Source organism: Devosia sp. (genome assembly GCF_028290435.1).
Classification (GTDB): Bacteria; Pseudomonadota; Alphaproteobacteria; order Rhizobiales; family Devosiaceae; genus Devosia.
In genome coordinates, this window is record NZ_JAQGJV010000099.1 from 32,263 (window position 1) to 51,470 (window position 19,208).

The 19,208-nt window shown below is 61.5% G+C and carries 10 protein-coding genes and 1 tRNA gene; 4 read left to right on the forward strand and 7 right to left on the reverse strand.

Annotated elements, in window-relative coordinates:
• The first annotated feature begins 96 nt into the window (after positions 1-96).
• Positions 97-1,188, forward strand: a complete 1,092-nt coding sequence (locus tag JWP26_RS22320) for a ribonucleotide-diphosphate reductase subunit beta (protein ID WP_299733325.1) — start codon at positions 97-99, stop codon at positions 1,186-1,188.
• A 6-nt stretch (positions 1,189-1,194) separates the two neighbouring features.
• Here JWP26_RS22320 and JWP26_RS22325 read toward each other — a convergent pair whose 3' ends face one another.
• The 6 genes from JWP26_RS22325 to JWP26_RS22350 form a co-directional block, all read right to left on the reverse strand.
• Positions 1,195-1,587 carry a DoxX family protein gene (locus JWP26_RS22325; RefSeq protein ID WP_299733328.1) on the reverse strand — a complete coding sequence of 131 codons (393 nt, stop codon included), beginning with the start codon at positions 1,585-1,587 and terminating at the stop codon, positions 1,195-1,197.
• Positions 1,588-1,832: 245 nt separating this feature from the next.
• Positions 1,833-1,908, reverse strand: a tRNA-Ile gene (locus JWP26_RS22330).
• 164 nt (positions 1,909-2,072) lie between these two features.
• Positions 2,073-3,422, reverse strand: coding sequence for an HlyD family type I secretion periplasmic adaptor subunit (locus tag JWP26_RS22335; RefSeq protein WP_299733331.1), 1,350 nt, complete (start codon positions 3,420-3,422; stop codon positions 2,073-2,075).
• Positions 3,423-3,461: 39 nt separating this feature from the next.
• On the reverse strand, positions 3,462-5,519 hold the full coding sequence (locus JWP26_RS22340) for a cadherin-like domain-containing protein (RefSeq protein ID WP_299733334.1): 2,058 nt from the start codon (positions 5,517-5,519) through the stop codon (positions 3,462-3,464).
• Entirely contained in the window at positions 5,516-7,309 is a 1,794-nt protein-coding gene (locus JWP26_RS22345) for a type I secretion system permease/ATPase (RefSeq protein WP_299733337.1), read from the reverse strand. The genes JWP26_RS22340 and JWP26_RS22345 overlap by 4 nt, the downstream gene beginning before the upstream one ends.
• A 63-nt stretch (positions 7,310-7,372) precedes the next feature.
• The gene (locus tag JWP26_RS22350; RefSeq protein ID WP_299733340.1) at positions 7,373-14,338 is read right to left on the reverse strand and encodes a peroxidase family protein; all 6,966 of its coding nucleotides are present in this window, start codon (positions 14,336-14,338) and stop codon (positions 7,373-7,375) included.
• Between the two features lie 221 nt (positions 14,339-14,559).
• Here JWP26_RS22350 and JWP26_RS22355 point away from each other — a divergent pair, with 221 nt between their 5' ends.
• Positions 14,560-15,948: an ATP-binding protein gene (locus JWP26_RS22355; protein WP_299733343.1), complete on the forward strand. Its 1,389-nt coding sequence runs from the start codon at positions 14,560-14,562 to the stop codon at positions 15,946-15,948.
• Here the strand turns inward: JWP26_RS22355 and JWP26_RS22360 are convergent.
• Positions 15,923-16,594, reverse strand: coding sequence for a response regulator transcription factor (locus JWP26_RS22360; protein ID WP_299733346.1), 672 nt, complete (start codon positions 16,592-16,594; stop codon positions 15,923-15,925). The two genes, JWP26_RS22355 and JWP26_RS22360, sit on opposite strands and share 26 nt — an antisense overlap.
• Positions 16,595-17,578: 984 nt before the next feature.
• On the opposite strand from JWP26_RS22360, the gene JWP26_RS22455 reads away from it, so the two are divergent.
• Positions 17,579-17,824 carry a PilZ domain-containing protein gene (locus JWP26_RS22455; RefSeq protein WP_367184200.1) on the forward strand — a complete coding sequence of 82 codons (246 nt, stop codon included), beginning with the start codon at positions 17,579-17,581 and terminating at the stop codon, positions 17,822-17,824.
• 284 nt (positions 17,825-18,108) lie between these two features.
• Entirely contained in the window at positions 18,109-18,933 is an 825-nt protein-coding gene (locus tag JWP26_RS22365; protein WP_299733349.1) for a transglutaminase family protein, read from the forward strand.
• The last annotated feature ends 275 nt before the right edge of the window (positions 18,934-19,208 follow it).

Below are 19,208 nucleotides of genomic sequence, written 5' to 3' on the forward strand. Positions count from 1 at the left end.
CCCCCGTCAAGGGGGAGGAGCCGCCCTGCGATCGGTACGCGATAGCGCACGAAGCCGACTCCGGCGGGGTCCGTCATGTCAACTCAAGGAATCCAAATGTCCCTCGATTGGTCCTCGGACCTCCCTAAACCAAGTCCTGCCATCCCCGAAACCCACATCGACCCCAAGGGCGGTCGCGTGTCGGTGGACGACAAGGCGATGATCAATTGCCGCGCCGATGTGAACCAGCTTCTGCCGCTCAAATACAAATGGGCGTGGGAGAAATACCTCAATGGCTGCAACAACCATTGGATGCCCACCGAAGTCTCGATGCAGGCCGATATTGCGCTGTGGAAGTCCAAGGATGGACTGACCGATGATGAGCGGCACACGCTCAAGCGCAATCTGGGGTTCTTTGCGGCTTCGGAGAGCCTCGTCGCCAACAATATCGTGCTGGCGATCTACAAGCACCTGACCAATCCGGAATGCCGGCAGTACCTGCTGCGGCAGGCGTTCGAGGAGGCGGTGCACACGCACACGTTCCAGTACATCGTGGAGTCGCTCGGGCTCGATGAAGGCGAGCTTTTCAACATGTATCGCGAGGTGCCTTCGATCACCGACAAGGCGGCGTGGGCCATCACCTTCACGCAACATCTGGACGATCCCGACTTCACCACCGGCACGCCTGACACCGACCGGGCCTTCGTGCGCGATCTCATCGCCTTCTACGTGATCTTCGAGGGGATGTGGTTCTATACCGGCTTCGCGCAGATACTGTCGCTGGGACGCCGCAACAAGATGGTCGGCATTGCCGAGCAGTATCAATACATCCTGCGCGACGAGAGCATTCACCTCAATTTCGGCATCGACGTGATCAACCAGATTAAGGCGGAAAACCCGCATGTCTGGACGGCGGAGTTCCAGGAGGAAGTTCGCGGCATGATCCGCACGGCCGCGGAGCTGGAGGCGGCTTATGGGCGCGATACGATGCCGCGCGGGTTCCTCGGGCTGAACGCGGCGCTGTGCGAGCAGTATATGCACTTCATCGCCAACCGCCGCTGCGCCCAGCTTGGCCTGGCGCCGGTCTATCCCGAGACGGAAAACCCGTTCCCATGGATGAGCGAGGCGATGGACCTCAAGAAGGAGAAGAACTTCTTCGAGACCCGCGTCATCGAATATCAGAATGGTGGGGCGCTGAGCTGGGACTGACGCCCATCATCGGGGCCATTTGATCACGAGCTTGTCGCCCGGCCCGTGGGCGGCAGCGAACATCAGGCCGGCGAAGAAGCTGAAATGATCGACGAAGAGGCCGAACTCCATCTGGCTGGCGGTCCAGGTGGCGGGGCCGTGAAACGCAAAGGCCAGAAAGAGGACATAGAGCCCCGCCAGCGCTGCGGCCGGTGAGAACAGGATGCCGGTGAAGAAGGCGACGACCAGCGCCAGCTCGAAAAGAGCTGCGAGCCAGGCGAAGACCAGTGGCAGCGGAAAACCGATGGAGGCGATATAGCCGGCGGTCGCCTCCATGCCGGTGAATTTGAAATAGGTGGCCATCAGGAATACGCATCCGAAGATGAGCCGCCCAAGAAGCACTGCGGTTGTGCGAGCCATTTGAATTCTCCTCTCACTGCTGTTCGGCGGCATCGGGCCGCGCGAGCCCTTGGGCTCTCAAGGCAACGACGAACGGGGCGGGAGAATTCAGACAGCGACGTCGGGAATTTTACGGAGACGCTTCGCGGGGCGCGCGAAATGGTTCATGCGCCGGCGACGTCGCTGTTCTGCCAGCCTCGCTGGTGACCTGTCGCAGGCTGGCGGGAGGCGGGCGTCGCCGATCGCTCGGAGACGCCCGGAAAGGCTGGTGGGCCCACCAGGACTCGAACCTGGAACCAGACCGTTATGAGCGGTCGGCTCTAACCATTGAGCTATAGGCCCTTTGCGTCGAAACGCCTGTGTTCACTAGGGTCTCTAAGCGGAGTTGGTCAAGGGCGTTTCTGGGGCAACTGCATAGACGATGCCGACAAGCTATGGCCATCGTCGTATGCGTGTAGGCGCTGGTGCAGGATGAAATCGCGGTGGATAGCCGCGTGGTTGGCGGGCTATTCTTCCTTGAAGGTGCGGTTGATCTGGTCGGTGAATGGCTTGGCGAAGTACGCGATTGCCGTCTGTTCGGCCGTCTGGACGAAGACCTCAACGGGCATGCCGGGAATCAGGCCGCGGGTGCCGAGGACCGAGAGATCGCCAGTCACCTCCACCTGGGCGAGGTAGTAGCTCTCCCCCGTCTGGGGATCGCGCTGGGCGGCGGCGGCGAGACGCGAGATAACCCCGTCTATTTCAGGAGTGGTGCGCTGGTTGAAGGCGGAGAAGCGCAGCTTGGCGGCCTGGCCGATGCTGATCTGGTCGATGTCGCGGGTGGCGAGCCGGAATTCGATTCTCAGGTCGGCATTGGCGGGCACGATGGTCAGTAGTCGCTCGGCCGGCGTGACAACGCCGCCCAGCGTCGACACGTTGAGCTCGTTGATGATGCCGTCGACGGGCGAGCGGATTTCAGTGCGGGAGAAGCGCTCGTCGGCGGCGCCCAGGCGCTCCTTGAGTTCGGCAATGCGCGCTTGGATATCGCGCAATTCACGCTGGGCGTCGTTCTGGACCACCTGGTGCAGGCCGATGACCTTCAACTCGATTTCGGTGATACGGGACTGGGCACGGGCCAGATTGGCTTCAAGTTCGCCTCGCTGGCCCATCATGCGGGCGATATCGCGGTCCAGGCCACTGAGGCGAGGGGTTTCGACCAGGCCTTTGGCGACGAGCGGCTTGACGCGATCGCGTTCGTCGGTGACCAGCGCCAGCTCTTCGGCCAAAGCAGTCTGCTGGAATTTCAGGCCGCCAATCTCCTGGCCGAGTTGATCGGCTTGCAGGCTGAGCTGCTGTTCCTCGGATTGCCGGTTGACCAGATTGCTGTCGAACAATTGCCGTTCGCCCTGCGCAATCAGGTCCGCACCGGGATAAAGCGACAGGAATTCGGCCGGAAAGGCGATAGTCTCTGCGCTGTCGCGCTCGGCCGTCAAACGCGCCTGGCGAGCTAGCAATTCGGCGAGTTGGCCGCGGATGATGGATTGCTCGGCGCGGATCTGGACGTCATCGAGCCCGATCAGCAACTGCCCCGCGGCGACGACGTCGCCCTTGCGAACGGCGATCTCGCGCACGACGCCGCCGTCGACATGCTGGACAACCTTGAGATCCTCGTCGACCAGCACCGTGCCCGAGCCGATAATGGCGCCGGACAGTTTTGCGGTGGCGGACCAGCCGCCCACCCCGAACACCAGCAGCACGGCGAAGATCAGGCCCCAGATCACCCGCCCGCGCATCGAGAAGGCATCGGGTTTGCTCGCCTTGCTCTTGAACGTTGAAAGGCTGGACCCGTAGGGCGCCGTCATATCCATGGTCGTCATCGTCAACTCCGCAATACGCTGCGTTTAGAGGGTTATGCTTCAGGCGACTTGGTATTCGGGGGGGCCAGGCAGATGAATGCCGTGAATGTCGATCGTGACTTCGAAGATCGTGTCACGGTTCATGTCGGCCTGGATGATGGTGTGATCGACGTCATCGTAGCGTTCGTACCGCATCAGGATGGGCAGCTCGGACGCGAACCAGTCGTCGTTGTCATCCTCGTAAAGGGCGCGGAAGAAGTCGCTCTCGGCGTCTTCGGCCTGTCGGCTGATGCCATAATCCTTGACGCGGATGCGATCTCCGACCACGAAATCGAGAATGTCGTGAACGACATCGGCGCTGACCGTGGCGGTTTCGCCGATCGCTTCGAAAACGAAAAGGTCACGCCCCCTGCCGCCGGTCAGAGTGACCTCGACGCTGGCGCTGACGATGAACAGATCGTCGCCGTTGCCGCCAACCACCAGCTCGATGCTGGAGAGGCTATCCTCCCCAAGGCTCTCGCTCATCAGCACGCCGCCGATGAGATCGACGATCACATCGTCGCAGACTTCGGCGAAGCTGAGTGTATCGGCGCCGGCGCCGCCATCGATCACGTCGTCGCCAGCATCGGCGATAATGGTGTCGTCGCCGTCGCCGGCCGCAATGCTGTCATCGCCGCGTCCGCCGATCAGCAGATCGTCGCCAGCGCCGCCGTCGATGTCGTCGCACCCGTCGCCGCCTTCGAGCACATCGGCGCCGCCGGCGCCGCGCATGGTGTCGTTACCGTCGCCACCATCGAGGCCGTCATTGCCCTGGCCGCCATCGAGCGTGTCGTCGCCGCATGCGCCAGCCAGCAGGTCATCGCCCTCGCCACCATCGGCGACGTCGTCGCCAGAGCCACCGTCGAGAATATCGTTGCCCGCGCCGCCCGCAAGATAGTCGTCGCCGCTGTCGCCGGTCACGATGTCGTCGCCGTCATCGCCGAACAGGCGGTCGTTGCCGCTGCCGCCTGAAATGGTGTCATTGCCATTGCCGCCGACGATCACATCGTTGCCGGCGTTGCCGAACAGATCGTCGTCGCCATCGCCGCCATCGATGTGATCATCGCCAGCTCCGCCGACGACGAGGTCGTTGCCGGCCAGGGAAGCGATGATATCGTCACCCGCGAGGCCATCGATATCGTCGTCATAGGGAGTGCCGACGAATAGGTCGTCGCATGGCGTCAGGACGACGACGTTGCGCACAATATCGAAATAGGCCGTCTGGCTGACCGAGGCTTCGCCATCGCTGACCTGATAGGTGAAGCTGACGCGGCCGAGCGTGCCAGGCATGGTCTCGATCGACCAACCACTTCCCGTATGCGTCACCGGCGCGCCGGCGACGCTGACGTTCATGACCACGAGGGGATCGCCATCCGGGTCGCTGGCACCCCGCAGCAACTGGCTGAGAGCGATCAGAACGGCCTGACCGGCCAAGACATCATGCAGTTTGACGGGGCCGCCCACCACGGGCGGACGGTTGGGCGCGTGCGTGTCGTCGTCATCCTCGTCTTCTTCATCGTCTTCGTCTGTGTCGTCGCGGTCATCATCGCTGTCGTCAGGGACGATTGTTAGGTCGGGTCGGGTGCCACCGCCGACCATGGCGGGGGTGCCGCTCGACCCGTTGTCGTTGGAGGGGAAATAGCTGAAGGCGACAGGGAAAAACGCCCTGAGGCGGGCGTCGGGATCCGCCATTTCGGCAAAGCGCAGCGCGGGCGGATCTGGGTAAAGATAATCCACATGCCAATCGTGTCTGCGACCGATGCTGTTGCCGGGCTCGTCTTCCGCGATGCTGCCGGTCTCGGTCTGGTCAATCAGGTCGTCTATGCCCGGAACCTCATCGGCGTGATTGTGCGGACCAGTGCCGTTTTCACCGGTGCCTTTGCCGCCGCCCGTATCAGGCTCCTCCAGCGGTTGCGCCTGCCCCGGGAGGGCGCTCTTGAGGTAGGCCACGATCGCGGTGACGAAGAGGACGAAATAGAGCGGCATCCGGGAGAGCTTTTCGGCGCCCTTGGTTTCGTAGCGCTTGCGCCCGTCGACGGGCTCCGGGTCCAGTCTGGTACTCTTGGCCTCGATGATCATGCCGTGGCACTCCCGTTCTGGATCGTCCGGTACTCGGTGCGCGCGGCAGTAGCGGCCGCCGGCGCGGGGGTGTTCACCGGGTTCGGAACGATGGTCGGCCGATGGGTGGCGATGACCTGATCCTTGGGGCCAAAGGCGGTCAGCTTGCCATTTTGAATCACCGCGACCAGATCGACCTCCGCCAGCACGTTGGGACGATGCGCCACCACGATGGCAATGCCGCCGCGGGCGCGGATGCGGGAGATGGCGACGTTAAGGGCTTGTTCGCCTTCGGCATCGAGGAACGCATTGGGCTCGTCCATGATGACGAGGAACGGGTCCTTGTAGAGTGCACGGGCCAGGCCAACGCGCTGGCGCTGGCCCGCCGACAGAGCGGTGCCCATCGGCCCGAGCTGGGTGTCGTAACCCTCCGGCAGGCGAACGATCATCTCATGGATGCCCGCTGCCATCGCGGCGGCGACGATAGCCTTGCCGTCGCGCTGTGGGTCCAGCCGGGAGATGTTTTCGATCACACTGCCGTCGAGCAGGGCTACCTCTTGGGGAAGGTAGCCAACATATTGGCCGATCACGTCCTCATCCCACTGGTTGAGGTCGGCATCGTCCAGGCGCACGCCGCCGCGCAGGGTGGGCCAGATACCCGTAAGGGCGCGGATCAGGGTGGTCTTGCCGCCACCGCTCGGGCCGATGATACCCAGTGCCTGGCCGGCCTTGAGCTCGAAACTGACTTCGGACAGCAGGACACGGCCGGTAGCCGGCGCCGAGACGGTGATCTTTTCTACTTTCACCGAATGCTTGGGAGCGGGCAGATCAAGGGGCCCGCTGACGCCGCCCAGCGCGACCATGGTTTCGCGCAGGCGCTTGAACGCCTGACGGGCCGCGACGACGCCTTTCCAGTTGCCGATCGCCAGATCGATAGGCGCCAGCGCCCGCGAGGAGGCAACAGAGACGGCGATGATCGAGCCGGCTGACATCTGCCCCTTGATGGTCAGATAGGCCCCGATCCCCAGCAGCGCCGATTGCAGCAGCATGCGCAGCACGCGCGAGAGTGCGCTAAACGTGCCGATAATGTCGCTGGCTTTGGTCTGGAGCTGCACGTGTTCCTGGTTTGCCGCGGTGAAGCGCGCCACGGCGCGGCCGGCAAAGCCCATCGCCTTGAGGATATCGGCATTGCGGGCATTGGAGTCGGCAATGTTGTTGCGCAGGACGTTGGCTTGCTGGGCGGTGCTGGACAGCTTGCGCGAGCGAAGTTCGGTGAGCACCGTGAGCAGGGTGAGCACGATTGCTCCGCCCAGCGTCACGGCTCCCAGGACCGGGTGCAGCAGATAGACGAAGAGGATGTAGATCGGGACCCAAGGTAGGTCGAACAGCGCCATCGGGCCCTGGCTGCCCATGAAGCCGCGCAGCGTATCCACGTCGCGGCCACGCTCCAGCGCTTCCGATGTCGAAAAGCCGAAGCGGGGCATATCGACGCTGACGCGGTGGGCGATGGGAGCCAGGATGCGGTCGAGACGGCCGCCAATGCGGACCAGGATTTGCGAGCGGATGATGTCGAACACGCCCTGCGACAGATAGAGGCCGATGGCCAGCATGGACAATGCGACCAGGGTCTGGACCGACCCGCTGGTCAAGGCGCGGTCGTAGATCTGGAGCATGTAGAACGAGCCGGTCAGCGCCAGCACGTTGATGATGCCCGAGATCCAGAACAGGAATATCCCGATGCCCTTGAACTCGGCCTTGAGCATTGCGTCGCCGCGATGCTCGGACAATGCCTTGGTGTTGCTCGATGCCATGATTCAATCCCCCCGACTGGCGTTGTGGAAACCCGGCCGATCGCTCGGCCGGGCCAGTGGTTGTCAGAGATTGAAGTCCTGGTTGGTCAGTGTGTGATTGCCGGCGATCTCGATGCGGAAATCGCCATCGGGCTGGGCATTCACATTGCCCGAGACGATGGTGTAGTCCCCATCGTCGCGGCTTTCGTGGGTGATCACGATCTGGGCTGGCGCCGTTGCCGCCTGGCCGCTGACCAGAGTGAAGCTTTGCACCCCAGCCGCACCGGCATTGGCATCGATGCCGGATAGATCGATGGTATCGCCGGTTTCAAAGCCCCTTATGGTGTCGCCATCGGCTGCGGCCACCGAGCCGAAGACGAACATGTCATCGCCGTCGCCACCATCCATGACGTTGACGGCGGTACTGGCGACAATGGTGTCGTTGCCGGAGCCGGTAGTGATGTTTTCGACATCATAGAGGGTGTCGGTGCCCGACTGGCCCCCGACGACACTGCCACGTCCGCCCACACCAGTGCCGAGATCGACGCTGACAGCTTGGGTGAGCGAGCCGAAATCGAGCGTGTCGCTGCCCGCGCCGCCGTCGTACTTGTCGTTGCCGTCCCCGATATGGCCGACGAACATGTCATTGCCCGCCCCGCCGAAGACGTCGTCGTCGCCGGTTCCGGCATCGATCATGTCCTTGCCGGCATCGCCGAAGATGCGATCGTTACCAGCTTCGCCATCGATCATGTCGTCGTCGTCACCGCCGAACACGTCGTCATCGCCATTACCGGCGAAGATGACGTCGCGACCGGCTCCGCCGTCGACAAAGTCGTTTCCCTCATCGGCGCGAACGACGTCCGCGCCGGCACCGGCCACGATGTAGTCCTTGCCATCCAACCCGAAGATCAGGTCGGCGCCGGAAGTGCCCATCAGCACATCCTGGTTCGGCGTTCCAACGATCGGCGCGCCGCTATTGGCCGGGGGCACATAGCCGCCGTTGTCATCGTCATCATCGTCGTCGTTGTCGCAATCATCATCATCATCGTCGTCGCCGCCACCAACCTGTGGGCCATCACCCTCGGCAACGTAGGATATCGTGTGCTCCCCGTTGGTCAGGGTCGTCACGCCGCTGGCATTGGTGCTGGAGGTGAAGTCGTCCGCCGACATGCCGTCCGGAAATTCGATGACGTCCTGTGGCCGCAGCGTGCCCACGATGGTGTCGTGGCCGCCATTGGAGCGGAACACGATGCGATGGGCGGAGCTCAGGGCCGAGATATCCACCGTGTCGTCGCCCACATTGCCATCGATGGTGATGGTGCTGAAGTTGAGGCTGGTGTTGGGCAGGTTGAAGTCGCCGATGACGGTGATGGTATCGCCGCCCGATACGCCGCCGTTCAAGCCGCCGCCGTCGTTGGCAGTGACGTTGGTGGTATTGACCTGGATTTCCTCGATATTGTCGAGTTCGGCGATGACCGAGGCATTGTTGGTGCCGTTGCGGGTAATGACGATTTCCGTACCCGCGGCCAGCGAGGCGGCGGTATTGCCGGCGACGGCAAGCCAGGCTGCCCTGGTGTAGATGCGGAATTGTTCGACGGCGGCTACGCCAGTCAGCACATAGGTGTCCGAGGACGTATCCCGACCGGCAACCAGCGCTGTCGTGCCGCCATCGATGATGTCGCGGCCGTCGGTGGCGAGTTGCGTGATGGTATCGCTACCAGAGCCGCCGCGGATGGTGTCGTTGGCCGCGCCGCCGTTGATGGCATCTGCGCCAGCACCGCCTTCGATGGTGTCGGCACCGCCGAGACCCAGCAATGTGTTGTTATTGCAGTCGCCGGTGATCGTATAGGTGCCGGAGCCGCAGGTGACGTTTTCGATACACGACACGAACGAGAAGCCCGATGCCGCGCCGTTGTTGAGGTCCACCGTGACGGGACCAGCCGAAGTGTAGACCAGGGTATCGGTGCCCCCGGCCAGGTCGGCCGTAACCGATTCAACGCCCGCAATGGTGCCGCCTTCGAATACGGTGAGCGCCGTGCCGTTGAAGGTCACGTCGAGCGTTTCGCCGCCGCCAGTTCCGGTGATTTCCAGCGTATCTATATCGGCGCCGCCGTCGACGGTGTCGGTGTCGTCGCCGAACGCATAGCGAATGGTGTCATTGCCGGCACCGCCGTTGACGATATCGTTGGCGTCGCCACCGATCAGGGTGTCGTTGCCGATGCCGCCGTTCAGCGTGTCGGTGCCGTCCTGGCCCAGCAGCACGTCGTTGCCGCCGTTGCCGTTCAGCGTGTCGTTGCCAGTTTGACCGAACAGGGTGTCGTTGCCGGCATTGCCGCTCAGGATGTCGTTGCCAGCAACGCCGCCGTAGACGATGTCGTCGTTCGTAAGCGTTACGGTGATCGTATCGCTGGCGTTCGATCCGGTTCTGATGGTGAAGGTCTCGACACGGGTCAGGCCGGTGTCATCCGTCACCCGGACATTGAGCGTATAGGTGGCGTTCGTGCCCATCGTGCCGCCGGTGCGCGCCACGGTGCCGCCATTGCTGACTGTAAAGCCCGCGCTGCTTCCCGCCAACAGAGCGTAGGTGAAGGCACCCGCGCCGTTGGGATCAAGCGCGCTCAAGGTGGCGATCGTGCCGTTACCGGGCAGGGTGGTGTTGTTCGGCGTCACGCCGTTCCACTGGATATCGGTGGGTGCCCTTGGCACGTCGATCTCGACGTCGGAGAAGCGCAGCCGCTCCATGTTGCGCAGCGTATCGATGCCGTCGATGCCGCCGGGCGTGAAGCCGCCCGCCCCGTCGGGAACCAGATGTTCGACCCGGATCGAGCCGTCGACATTGGCCGTGATCGAATAGTTGGCACGGATGTCGGAGAACAAGGCGACGTCGGTGTCGCTGGCGCTGTTGACGCCATCGCTCGTGATGTCGCGGACGATCTTGAGTTGGCCGGGGTTGATCGCGCCGGACAGTACTTGTGAAACCAGCGTTTTCATCGTGTCGTGGTAACTCAGCACCGTGGTGCCGGTCGGACCATTGGCGTCAAAGGTGGACATCACCGCGATGCGCACCCTCAGCCACTTGTCGCCATCGAGGATGTCGTCGCCGCCGCGGCCTTCCATGAGGTCGCTGCCAGCACTGCCGAGCAGGATATTGCCGCCGACGAAGTTGCCTTGGGCATCGAACGAGTCGGGCCCTGCACCGACCAGCAGTGCCTGCAGTCCCTGAATCAGGGCCCGGCCCTCGGCATCCAGGGCACTGCCCCGGAAGCCTTCGGTCGGCACGTCGGCAGCGGTAACGTCAGTGCCGCGGATCACGTCATCCTTGGTTGAGCCCGATGCACCTTCGACCTGGGTAAAGGTATCCAGCGCCACGTTGGCCGGAAGGACTGGGACGCCGGGCAGGATCTGCCGCGCGAGATCGACATCCACAGCAAAGTTCATGTCGCCGTAAGTCGTCCAGTCGTAACCCGACATGCCGTCGAACTTGCCGCGGCCGAGGCTGCCGAACCAGATGTCGTCACCGCCTTCGCCGACGAACTCGTCGAAGCCGCCGTCACCGTGGAACACGTCGTGTCCCTTGACCGCGTCGGCCTGGAACTGGTCATCGAAGTTATCGCCGACGGCACCGGTCCAGGCGCCGACTTCGATCCAGTCGTCACCCTCGCCGCCAAGCGTCTGCTCGGTGGTCTTGCTGCCCAGCACGAAGTCGTTGCCGACGCCGCCAAAGGCCTCATCGAGCAGGTCGGCGCCCAGGACGATGAAGTCCTGGCCCGCGTCACCGACGATCAGATCGACGCCGGCGCCGGCATTGATGGCATCGTGTCCGGCGCCGGAACGGATGATGTCGTCGCCGAACAGATCGGTGATGATGTCGTCGCCGTCGCCGCCAAAGTATGAGTCGTTGCCGGCGCCGCCTTCGAGCCGGTCATTGCCGGCATCGGCGTAGAGCGTATCGTCGCCCTCGCTGCCGATCAGGATATCGTTGCCGTCGGTGCCACCGAGCAGAACGTGCTCGACGCCGGTATATTTCAAATAGTTGGAGTCCGGGCCGACGGTGCCGGGATTGTTGCGGATAACCAGCGGGGTAAGGATGCTGCCGCCGGTCGGATCGTTGCCGAGGTTGTCCGCGGATTCGTCGATCACCGTGTTGGGATCGTCAAGCAAGATGCCATCGGCACCTGCCGTTTCGCCGAGACCGGGGTTCCACTGCTTGGTCCTATCGATTTCGAGGATCAGCCCGGGGGTGGAGAACACGTCGGAGGGCAAATGTCCCGCGTCGGCATTGAGGCTGATGATCTTGGCGAAGGTGTTGTTTTCCATCTCGGACAGGAAATGCATGCCATCCAGGCGTTGCAGGTAATAGAACCGATCGCCGTCCTGCAGTTGCTCGAGCTGCACTTCGAAGACGAAGTTGAAGGTTGAGCCGAGCATGCCGCCAAAGGGCAGGATCTTTTCCGCCAGACCACCGATCCACAGGTCGATGTTATCGAGGCCAGTATTGGTCACGCCCGTGGTCGGGTTGCTAGCCCAGGCACCGGTGCCGTTGAGGAAAGCCTCCGCGTCAAGCGGCACGCCAATTACGCGGGCTTCGTTCGCAGCGGTCGCGGGGTTGTCCAGGATTGTTTGTGGCACGCCGAAGATGATGGCCATCGCCGCGGCGCGCTTGCCTTCGATCGTCGTTTCGCTGGTGATGGACGAATGCAGGCCATAAGCGGCCATGAAGTTGATGACCGATGCCTCGTTCTTGAGGTTGCCGGCAAACTCCACCCAGCTATCGTATGGCTTGAGTTCGGGGGCGTGCGAGCTGACCTCGAAAAACTCGCGGCGGGCGGCGTTCAGCGACGGCACGCCGGCATCGCGGCCACGCGCCAGATTGATGGTGGCCAGATCGAGCGGCAGGCCGAGCAGGTTGTTGCGCAGCGCGCTGGTAACGAATTCGTCAATTTCATTGCCGACCTGGCGCGTCATGCCGCGGATGATGTCACCCGCCGCAATGTTGTCGGCGATGGTATGGCCCGCATCGAACTCGATCGGATTGAGAAAGCCCTCGATCAGGCTGATCTGATCATTGGTAAACGAGGCATCGAGCCGGTCGATCTGCTCGGTCAGCATGGAATGCCCGAACCGGTAAACCACATGGGCGAACTCGGCCACGATGGCCGGGTTGATGTCGGCATGATAGCCGTCGGGAACCACGAAGAAATCGATGTTGGGTTGGATTTTGCGGGCAAAATCCTCGAACACGGTATGTTGGTACTGCATTTCGGTGCCGAACTTGGCGGCCTGGAACAAGCGCTCGCCGTCCCAGGTCAGTGTAGCGGCATAAGCCGAAAGGGCCGCCGGGTTCGTCGGAATGGCATTGACCTGCGTCTGCGTCAGGTCGATGTCCAGCCACTCGTTGATGAAGGCCATATCCTTGCTGGCCAGCACCACTTCCTTGGTGTGCTCCACCAGCCGGTTGTGTTCGGCATGGAAGACGTGATGCACGGCGGTCAGGCCGATGTTTTCATTGACGCGACCATCGCCGGCAATGAAGTGCGCATCGAGCAGTTCGTTGTCATAGCCGGGAGTGGCATTGGGAGAGTTATTGCCCAGACCGACCTCGATGTCGCCGTCAGCAAGCCCCGAAGGAACCGCGTTATGGGCGATGTCGGCGAGGAAAGCGTGATCGATGCGCAAGGCGCCAACCAGGCTAACCGGCGCGGCCGGCGTGCCTGAAATCACGAGATCATCGGCTGTGTTGGGAATGCCGTCTGCGCCGATTCCGATGACGACCTGGGCATATCCGGCCGCGTTGGGGATGAAATTGCCATATTGGTCGGTGCGCAGCAGCGGCACGTTGCCCACGTCCTGGTCGGTCAGGAGGATGCCAAGCATCTTGGCCTGTTCCTTGACTTCGCCCCACGTTGCCATGCCGCCCGGTTCGGCCCCACCGCCTTCGATGAGGTTGCCGGTCGCATGCGGCTTGCCGTCGGGACCCACAGCGTATTGACGCAGGAATACCTGGTGCGATGAGTGGGAGGTGTATGTCTGGTTCTGATCGACGAAGGGCGTCGTGGTATTGATCGGGCGGACGTCATCCGCCGTGCCCATCACGCCATCGGCGCCTGCAGTGACGGTGGCGCGTGTGAGCACCATGAAATTGGTCTGGCTGTTTGGATCATACAGGGGATCGTCGGGCTTGAGCGGAATGAATACCGTGCCGCTGCCGCCCTTGTTCACCAGATCGAGGCCATGATCGAAGAACTGGCCGAACAGCGTGAACCAGGAATTGAACGGCGCCGACAGGCCAGCGTCCGGCGCGACGTTCTGGATCTGCACGTTTTCGCCATCGAGCACGATGCCATTGACCTCGAGCAGGGCATCGAGCGCGCCACGGGCCGACGTCAGGGCCGTTGTTGCGTCGGCCAGCGTCGCTGCGGCGGCGTCTGCGGCTGCCGCAAGGCCCGCGTCGCCAGGATTGGCGGCGGCGGCGGCCGAGGCTGCGGCCGAAGCCACTTCAGCCAAAGTAACGGCGTCAAACAGCGGATTGATTGGCTGGAACGCGGTCAGGATTTGCCCGGTGACGGCCAAAATCTGGTCTGCCGCTACAATTCCGGCGCTCCTGAGGGCCGTCATGATGGCGGCTGGATTGCTCAGCGTCTGGTCGACGATCAGGTTGGAAATGGTGCGTAGGCTGGAGTCGACGACGATCGCGCCTGGATTGTTTGAGGGATTGTAGTTCGGCGCGGTGGGAACAGGAGCACCGGGACCCATGACCAGCGGCGTACCGTCGGCATTTCTGTACACCGGATCCAGCAATTCGGGGAAAGGATGGTCAGCGGCGCCCCACTGCTCCTGGCCCGGCAACAGGTTGTTGTAGGAGCCATCGACCGTCCGCAGCCCCAAACTGAGCGTATAGGCGGGCACCGAACCCACCTGTCCGGCCTCGCCCACACCATACAGTGGCGCAGCGTTCGGATCGTTCGGATTGGCAACATAAGCGGCATGTTTTTCGGCGATCTTGATCTGCTCCAGAATGAATTCCAGATCGCTCTTAATATAATTGGCCATAGTAAACCCCCTGTCGCAGTCGACGTGTGCGCCTGACCGAGATGTGGCCTTCAGCCGGTAACTTGGGTTGCTGGCAAAGGCCGGTTAAGATGACCTAATGTTGATCAGATCGACACGTGGGCCGAGCCCGGAAAGTCGAGCGAAGTATGATGACTTCAGTCGCAGCGCCGATGTCCCCTAATGGGCCCAAAATGAATCGCCCTTGGGGACCGATCGCATGGTTGGCGACCCTGTTCCAAAACTTGGGCCTTTCAGCCCAATTCCTGATCGCCGCCGGAGCAGTGCTGAGTGTTGCAATGGGGGGCATGGCGGTGTGGAGCGCGGTGATCGTCTCGGAGACCGCCCTCAAGAGCGCGGCAATTGCCAGCTCTACCTTCATGGACCTGGTTATCGAACCGAACGTGCAATCGCTCCTGACCAGCGACACGCTCTCAGTCGCGGCCCAGGACCAGTTGGACCGGGCGCTGGAGGAGGCTCCGCTCGACAACAGGATTATCTCGGTCAAGATCTGGGGGCTCGACGGCACGATAGTGTACAGCACCCACCGGGACATCGTCGGCCAGAAGTTCGAAACCGACGAAATTGCCCGTGCGGCCGCGGGGGAAATCGTGGCGTCCTACGACGTCATGGACGAGGACGACGACGAGGCCAGGTTTGAGCGCGAAACCGGCCTGCATGTCATCGAAGTCTATGCGCCTTTGCACCACTACGGCACGGGCAAGATCGTCGCGATCGGCGAGTACTACGAGAACGCCCAATGGTTCGAGGAGCAGCGCGACCGATCACGAGAGCTGACCTGGCTCGTGGTGGGCGGAACCACGCTGCTGACGCTGGGGGCGCTGTTTCTCATCGTCAAAAAGGGCAGCCGGACTATTGCCCTGCAAAGAGCTGAATTGCGGATACGAGTGCGGGAAGCCGAAGCGTTGGCGCTTCAGAACGATCAACTCAGGCTGGCTGCAGAAAAAGACCGCCACGACGCGGTCGATGCGAACGAAAAGCTGCTGTCGAGTCTGGGGAGCGAGCTGCATGACGGCCCAATCCAGCTCCTCAGCGTGGTCGCGCTCCGGATGTCGATGTTTCGCCGCGCGATCGCAAGGTTTGGCCAGGCAGACGACCCATCGCTGGATACCGAGCGCATGGAACAGATTGCCAGCGAGGTTCTCGACAACCTGCGCAACATTTCGGTTGGATTGATCCTGCCCGAGATTGACGGTTTGTCGCTAGGGGCAGTCATTGAGCTTGCCGTGGTCCGGCATCGCCAGATAACGGGCGCTCAAGTGGTGACGCACATTGCAGATAGCGACGTCGAGGCATCGCGCTCGACCAAGATCTGCGCCTATCGGGTGGTTCAAGAATCTCTCAACAATGCGCACAAACATGCGGGAGCGGGCTCAGTCATGGTGACGTCTGCGGTGACAAACGAGTCGGTGCGCATCGCGATAGCGGACGAGGGGCACGGCATCACTCCAACGGAGATAACGCCTTCCTATCACCGGCTGGGGCTGAACGGGCTGCGCAATCGTGTCCATGCCCTAAAGGGGACGATCGAAATCGTATCGCCCGCTGTGGGGCAGGGCACATTGGTTATTGTAGAGTTGCCTCTGCAATAGACCTCTCGGAAATCTCATGCCTTTGGGCATTCACCGCAACCTCGACGCGATTTCTCGCGTGTAGTTTTTGCATCAGCACCGTCATATAGCGCTTTACGGTTTTTTCGCTGAGGCTCAGCGTTGTGGCAATCTCTCGATTTGTCCTGGCGTGAAGCAACTGGCTGACGATCTGCTTTTCACGGACGTTCAACCGCATCGGCGCATTGACGTCTGGACGGCCACGCGCCCGAAGCGCCAGCATCACCTGGCTAGCGTATTGCTGGGCAATGTAGAGCTCGCCATTTTGTGCGAATTGAATGGCCTTGAGCACTTCGTCAAAACTTGCCCCCTTAAGAACAAATCCCAATGCGCCAGCATCCAGCGCCCTCAGAGCTGAATCAAGACTCGAATAGGCAGTGAACACGACGACCTTGGTTGTTGTGGTCTGCGAGATCTGCGTGATCGCATTGAACACTTCCCCCGGCATGCTGAGGTCCATCAACATGACATCGGGGCCCAGTAGCGTAGCGATGCTCGTTGCATCGCTTGCAGTGGCTCCAGTTGCTACCACATCAAAACCAGGTTCTGCCAGGAACACCATCCTGGCCCCCTCGACCACAATGGGATGATCGTCGACGATAGCGATGGTAGTCTTGCCGTCACGCATTTCTTGCTCCGGAAGATTATCCTAGATTAAGAGGTATCATCTGCTTATCGATCGAATATATATGAGTAAATCTCTGGTTAATTGTCAAAGTAATTTTGACGGCTTGCATTCTTGAAACAACTGGACACCGTATTTTAGATCTCGTCCTCCCGCCCATTGCTAGCAGCCGGCGAGACAGGTGCCTGCATCAGTGATGCAACGTGACCTATAGATCAGTTCTTTGATATCGCCGGTTCGGGCTATCAAATGGGCTACTGTCAGCGCCGACGATCAGGTTCGTGGCGCGCTCGTATTGGCGGGCGGAGTGGAAGACGTTTCGATCCGCAGCTCCCTACGGCCATGGACCCACCGCGTAGCGGCAGGGACAGGTGGGTGTTCCATGCCGGCGCAGCCCCAGGGTATTCGAACGCTGGGCAACCAACTATCTCGCTGTTGGCTGGCATGAGCACCTGTGGGCGCTGTATAGATCATTGGCCACCATCTGCGCGGGCCGGCAATGTCGTCGTAGCATCGAAATGAGCGCAGAATTCCAGCGCGGGAAGACAATTAGTTGGTGCGGTTGCTGTCATTTGGCAATCTCGTTCTAGTTAACGATAGCTCAACTGGTGTGGTCCAACAGGTCGGCAGCCCGCTAGAACTTTACCAACACCCTCGAACCCAGTTTGTGGCCGGTTTCATCGTTTCACCGAAAATGAACTTTCTCGGCAGCGCGGCGGCTGCCGCCTCGATCTGCCTCGATCCAGAAGGGCAAAGCCGTGCCGAAGGCCGGTTGAATTCAGGGCGAATGTCGATCTGCCGCCACGCTGCCACATGGACCGGGGGAATGGCCGTCTCCTCGTTCCAGTTCCACCGGTAGAACGGCGAGGCTTGACCTGCTGCCAGTTTGCGTCGCTGACGATTTCCTCTCGGCCAAGGTCACTTTCGATAAGGATTTTACCGACCTCGTTGAGCAATTTGAAGTACCGGCACTCCTATAAGAGGAGAATGGAACCCGAGCGCCGCAGGCAAGTCAGACATCCAGTGAAGATCAGCGCCACGCTGGTTGCCGGCAACGGACTTGACCGCATGACGGTAGCAATAACCGATATGTCCGACCTCGGCGCCCGCCTCGCATTTAGACCTTCCTTCCCACTCCATGGGGAGATTTACATGCTGATTCCGGACAATACTCTGCAGCCTTGCCGCCTTGTGTGGCATCAGGACGAGCGTTTTGGCCTAAGCTTTCTTTAGCGGCCGCAGAGCACTCGGGGCCATCCAGCAGTCGTCCCCCCGCCACCTCTCGCACTCGATCTATCAGTGATGCATCGCCCTGCGGGCGTGACGACGATTTTGCGCCTTTGGCGTTTCGCGAAATCAAGCTGGCGCAATTCTTAGACCGTTCCCCGTCCGCTTCGTGTCCGGCAGCGTCCCGCGTGACGATGTCCAAGAGGTGAAGATGAGCCCCAAAATAGCGCCGTCCTGCGGAACCTGCCGGCATCTAGCACATTGGGTGCGCAAAGAAGGTGCGACCCATAATGCAGATCAAGTCCGGATTCTCGCTGACCTACGACTGCCCACAGCCGACCCCGATGCTGCTGACCCTGAACATCCACCCATCGCGCCGTGTAGACCTGCTCACCCCGCAGTTATTGAGCTTCTCACCGGAGGTAGAGCCCTGGGAATATCTGGATGTTTACGGGAACGTCTGCACCCGAATAACCGCCCCGGCAGGTCAGTTGACGATCTCCACTGAGTTCGAGCTTTATGACGCTGGGCTTCCTGACATTGTGCCCCTGGATGCTCGGCAGCACGATATCCGCGACCTCCCCGATGAAACCCTGATCTACCTCCTGGGATCCAGATACTGCGAGACCGATGAACTGGCCAACATTGCTTGGAATCTCTTCGGTCAGACTCCCCCGGGCTGGCCGCGCGTCCAAGGTATTCTTGATTTCGTCCATCAGCACATTGCGTTCGACTACCAGAAGGCGGACCGAACCCGGACTGCTTACGGTGCCTATATCGATCAGACCGGAGTATGCCGCGACTTCGCCCATCTGGCCCTGACCTTCTGCCGGTGCATGAATATTCCGGCCAGGTACTGCACCGGGTACCTGGGAGACATCGGAGTACCATTCAACCCGGACCCGATGGACTTCTCCGGGTGGTTCGAAGTCTACCTGGGGGGGCACTGGTATTCGGCGGACGCTCGCCACAATGAACCGCGAATTGGGAGAATCCTGATGGCCAGAGGGCGCGATGCTACGGATGTTGCGCTGTCCACTCAATTTGGCCCCGCGACCCTCTCGAGCTTTTCCGTCACAACCTACCAGATGCCTGATCCGATCGGACAGCGTTGAGCGATCATCGACCCTCGACAAGCGGCCTGTAACCGAGCTGCGGTCGCGGGCATCCAATGAGAAGTGATGCTCGCGCGCGCAGTGCCGCCTCCTTCATCGGACCGACTCAAATCGCGCCTCGTTTCGGGAGCATGAGTGAACCAGTATTCCCTCCAGCCCGTATCTAAGTGGAACAGGAGCGCAGCATGGCATCGCGGAAAATGGCCTGGGTCACCGGCGCGGGAACCGGCATCGGCCGGGAAGTTGCCCGGCGCCTTGCATTGGATGGCTGGCAG

Coding starts and splice junctions, on each gene's coding strand:
- JWP26_RS22360 (WP_299733346.1), bottom strand. CDS start 16,594: ATGCGTGACGGCAAGACTACCATCGCTATCGTCGACGATCATCCCATT.
- JWP26_RS22335 (WP_299733331.1), bottom strand. CDS start 3,422: ATGACGACCATGGATATGACGGCGCCCTACGGGTCCAGCCTTTCAACG.
- JWP26_RS22340 (WP_299733334.1), bottom strand. CDS start 5,519: ATGATCATCGAGGCCAAGAGTACCAGACTGGACCCGGAGCCCGTCGAC.
- JWP26_RS22345 (WP_299733337.1), bottom strand. CDS start 7,309: ATGGCATCGAGCAACACCAAGGCATTGTCCGAGCATCGCGGCGACGCA.
- JWP26_RS22325 (WP_299733328.1), bottom strand. CDS start 1,587: ATGGCTCGCACAACCGCAGTGCTTCTTGGGCGGCTCATCTTCGGATGC.
- JWP26_RS22320 (WP_299733325.1), top strand. CDS start 97: ATGTCCCTCGATTGGTCCTCGGACCTCCCTAAACCAAGTCCTGCCATC.
- JWP26_RS22350 (WP_299733340.1), bottom strand. CDS start 14,338: ATGGCCAATTATATTAAGAGCGATCTGGAATTCATTCTGGAGCAGATC.
- JWP26_RS22455 (WP_367184200.1), top strand. CDS start 17,579: ATGGAACCCGAGCGCCGCAGGCAAGTCAGACATCCAGTGAAGATCAGC.
- JWP26_RS22365 (WP_299733349.1), top strand. CDS start 18,109: ATGCAGATCAAGTCCGGATTCTCGCTGACCTACGACTGCCCACAGCCG.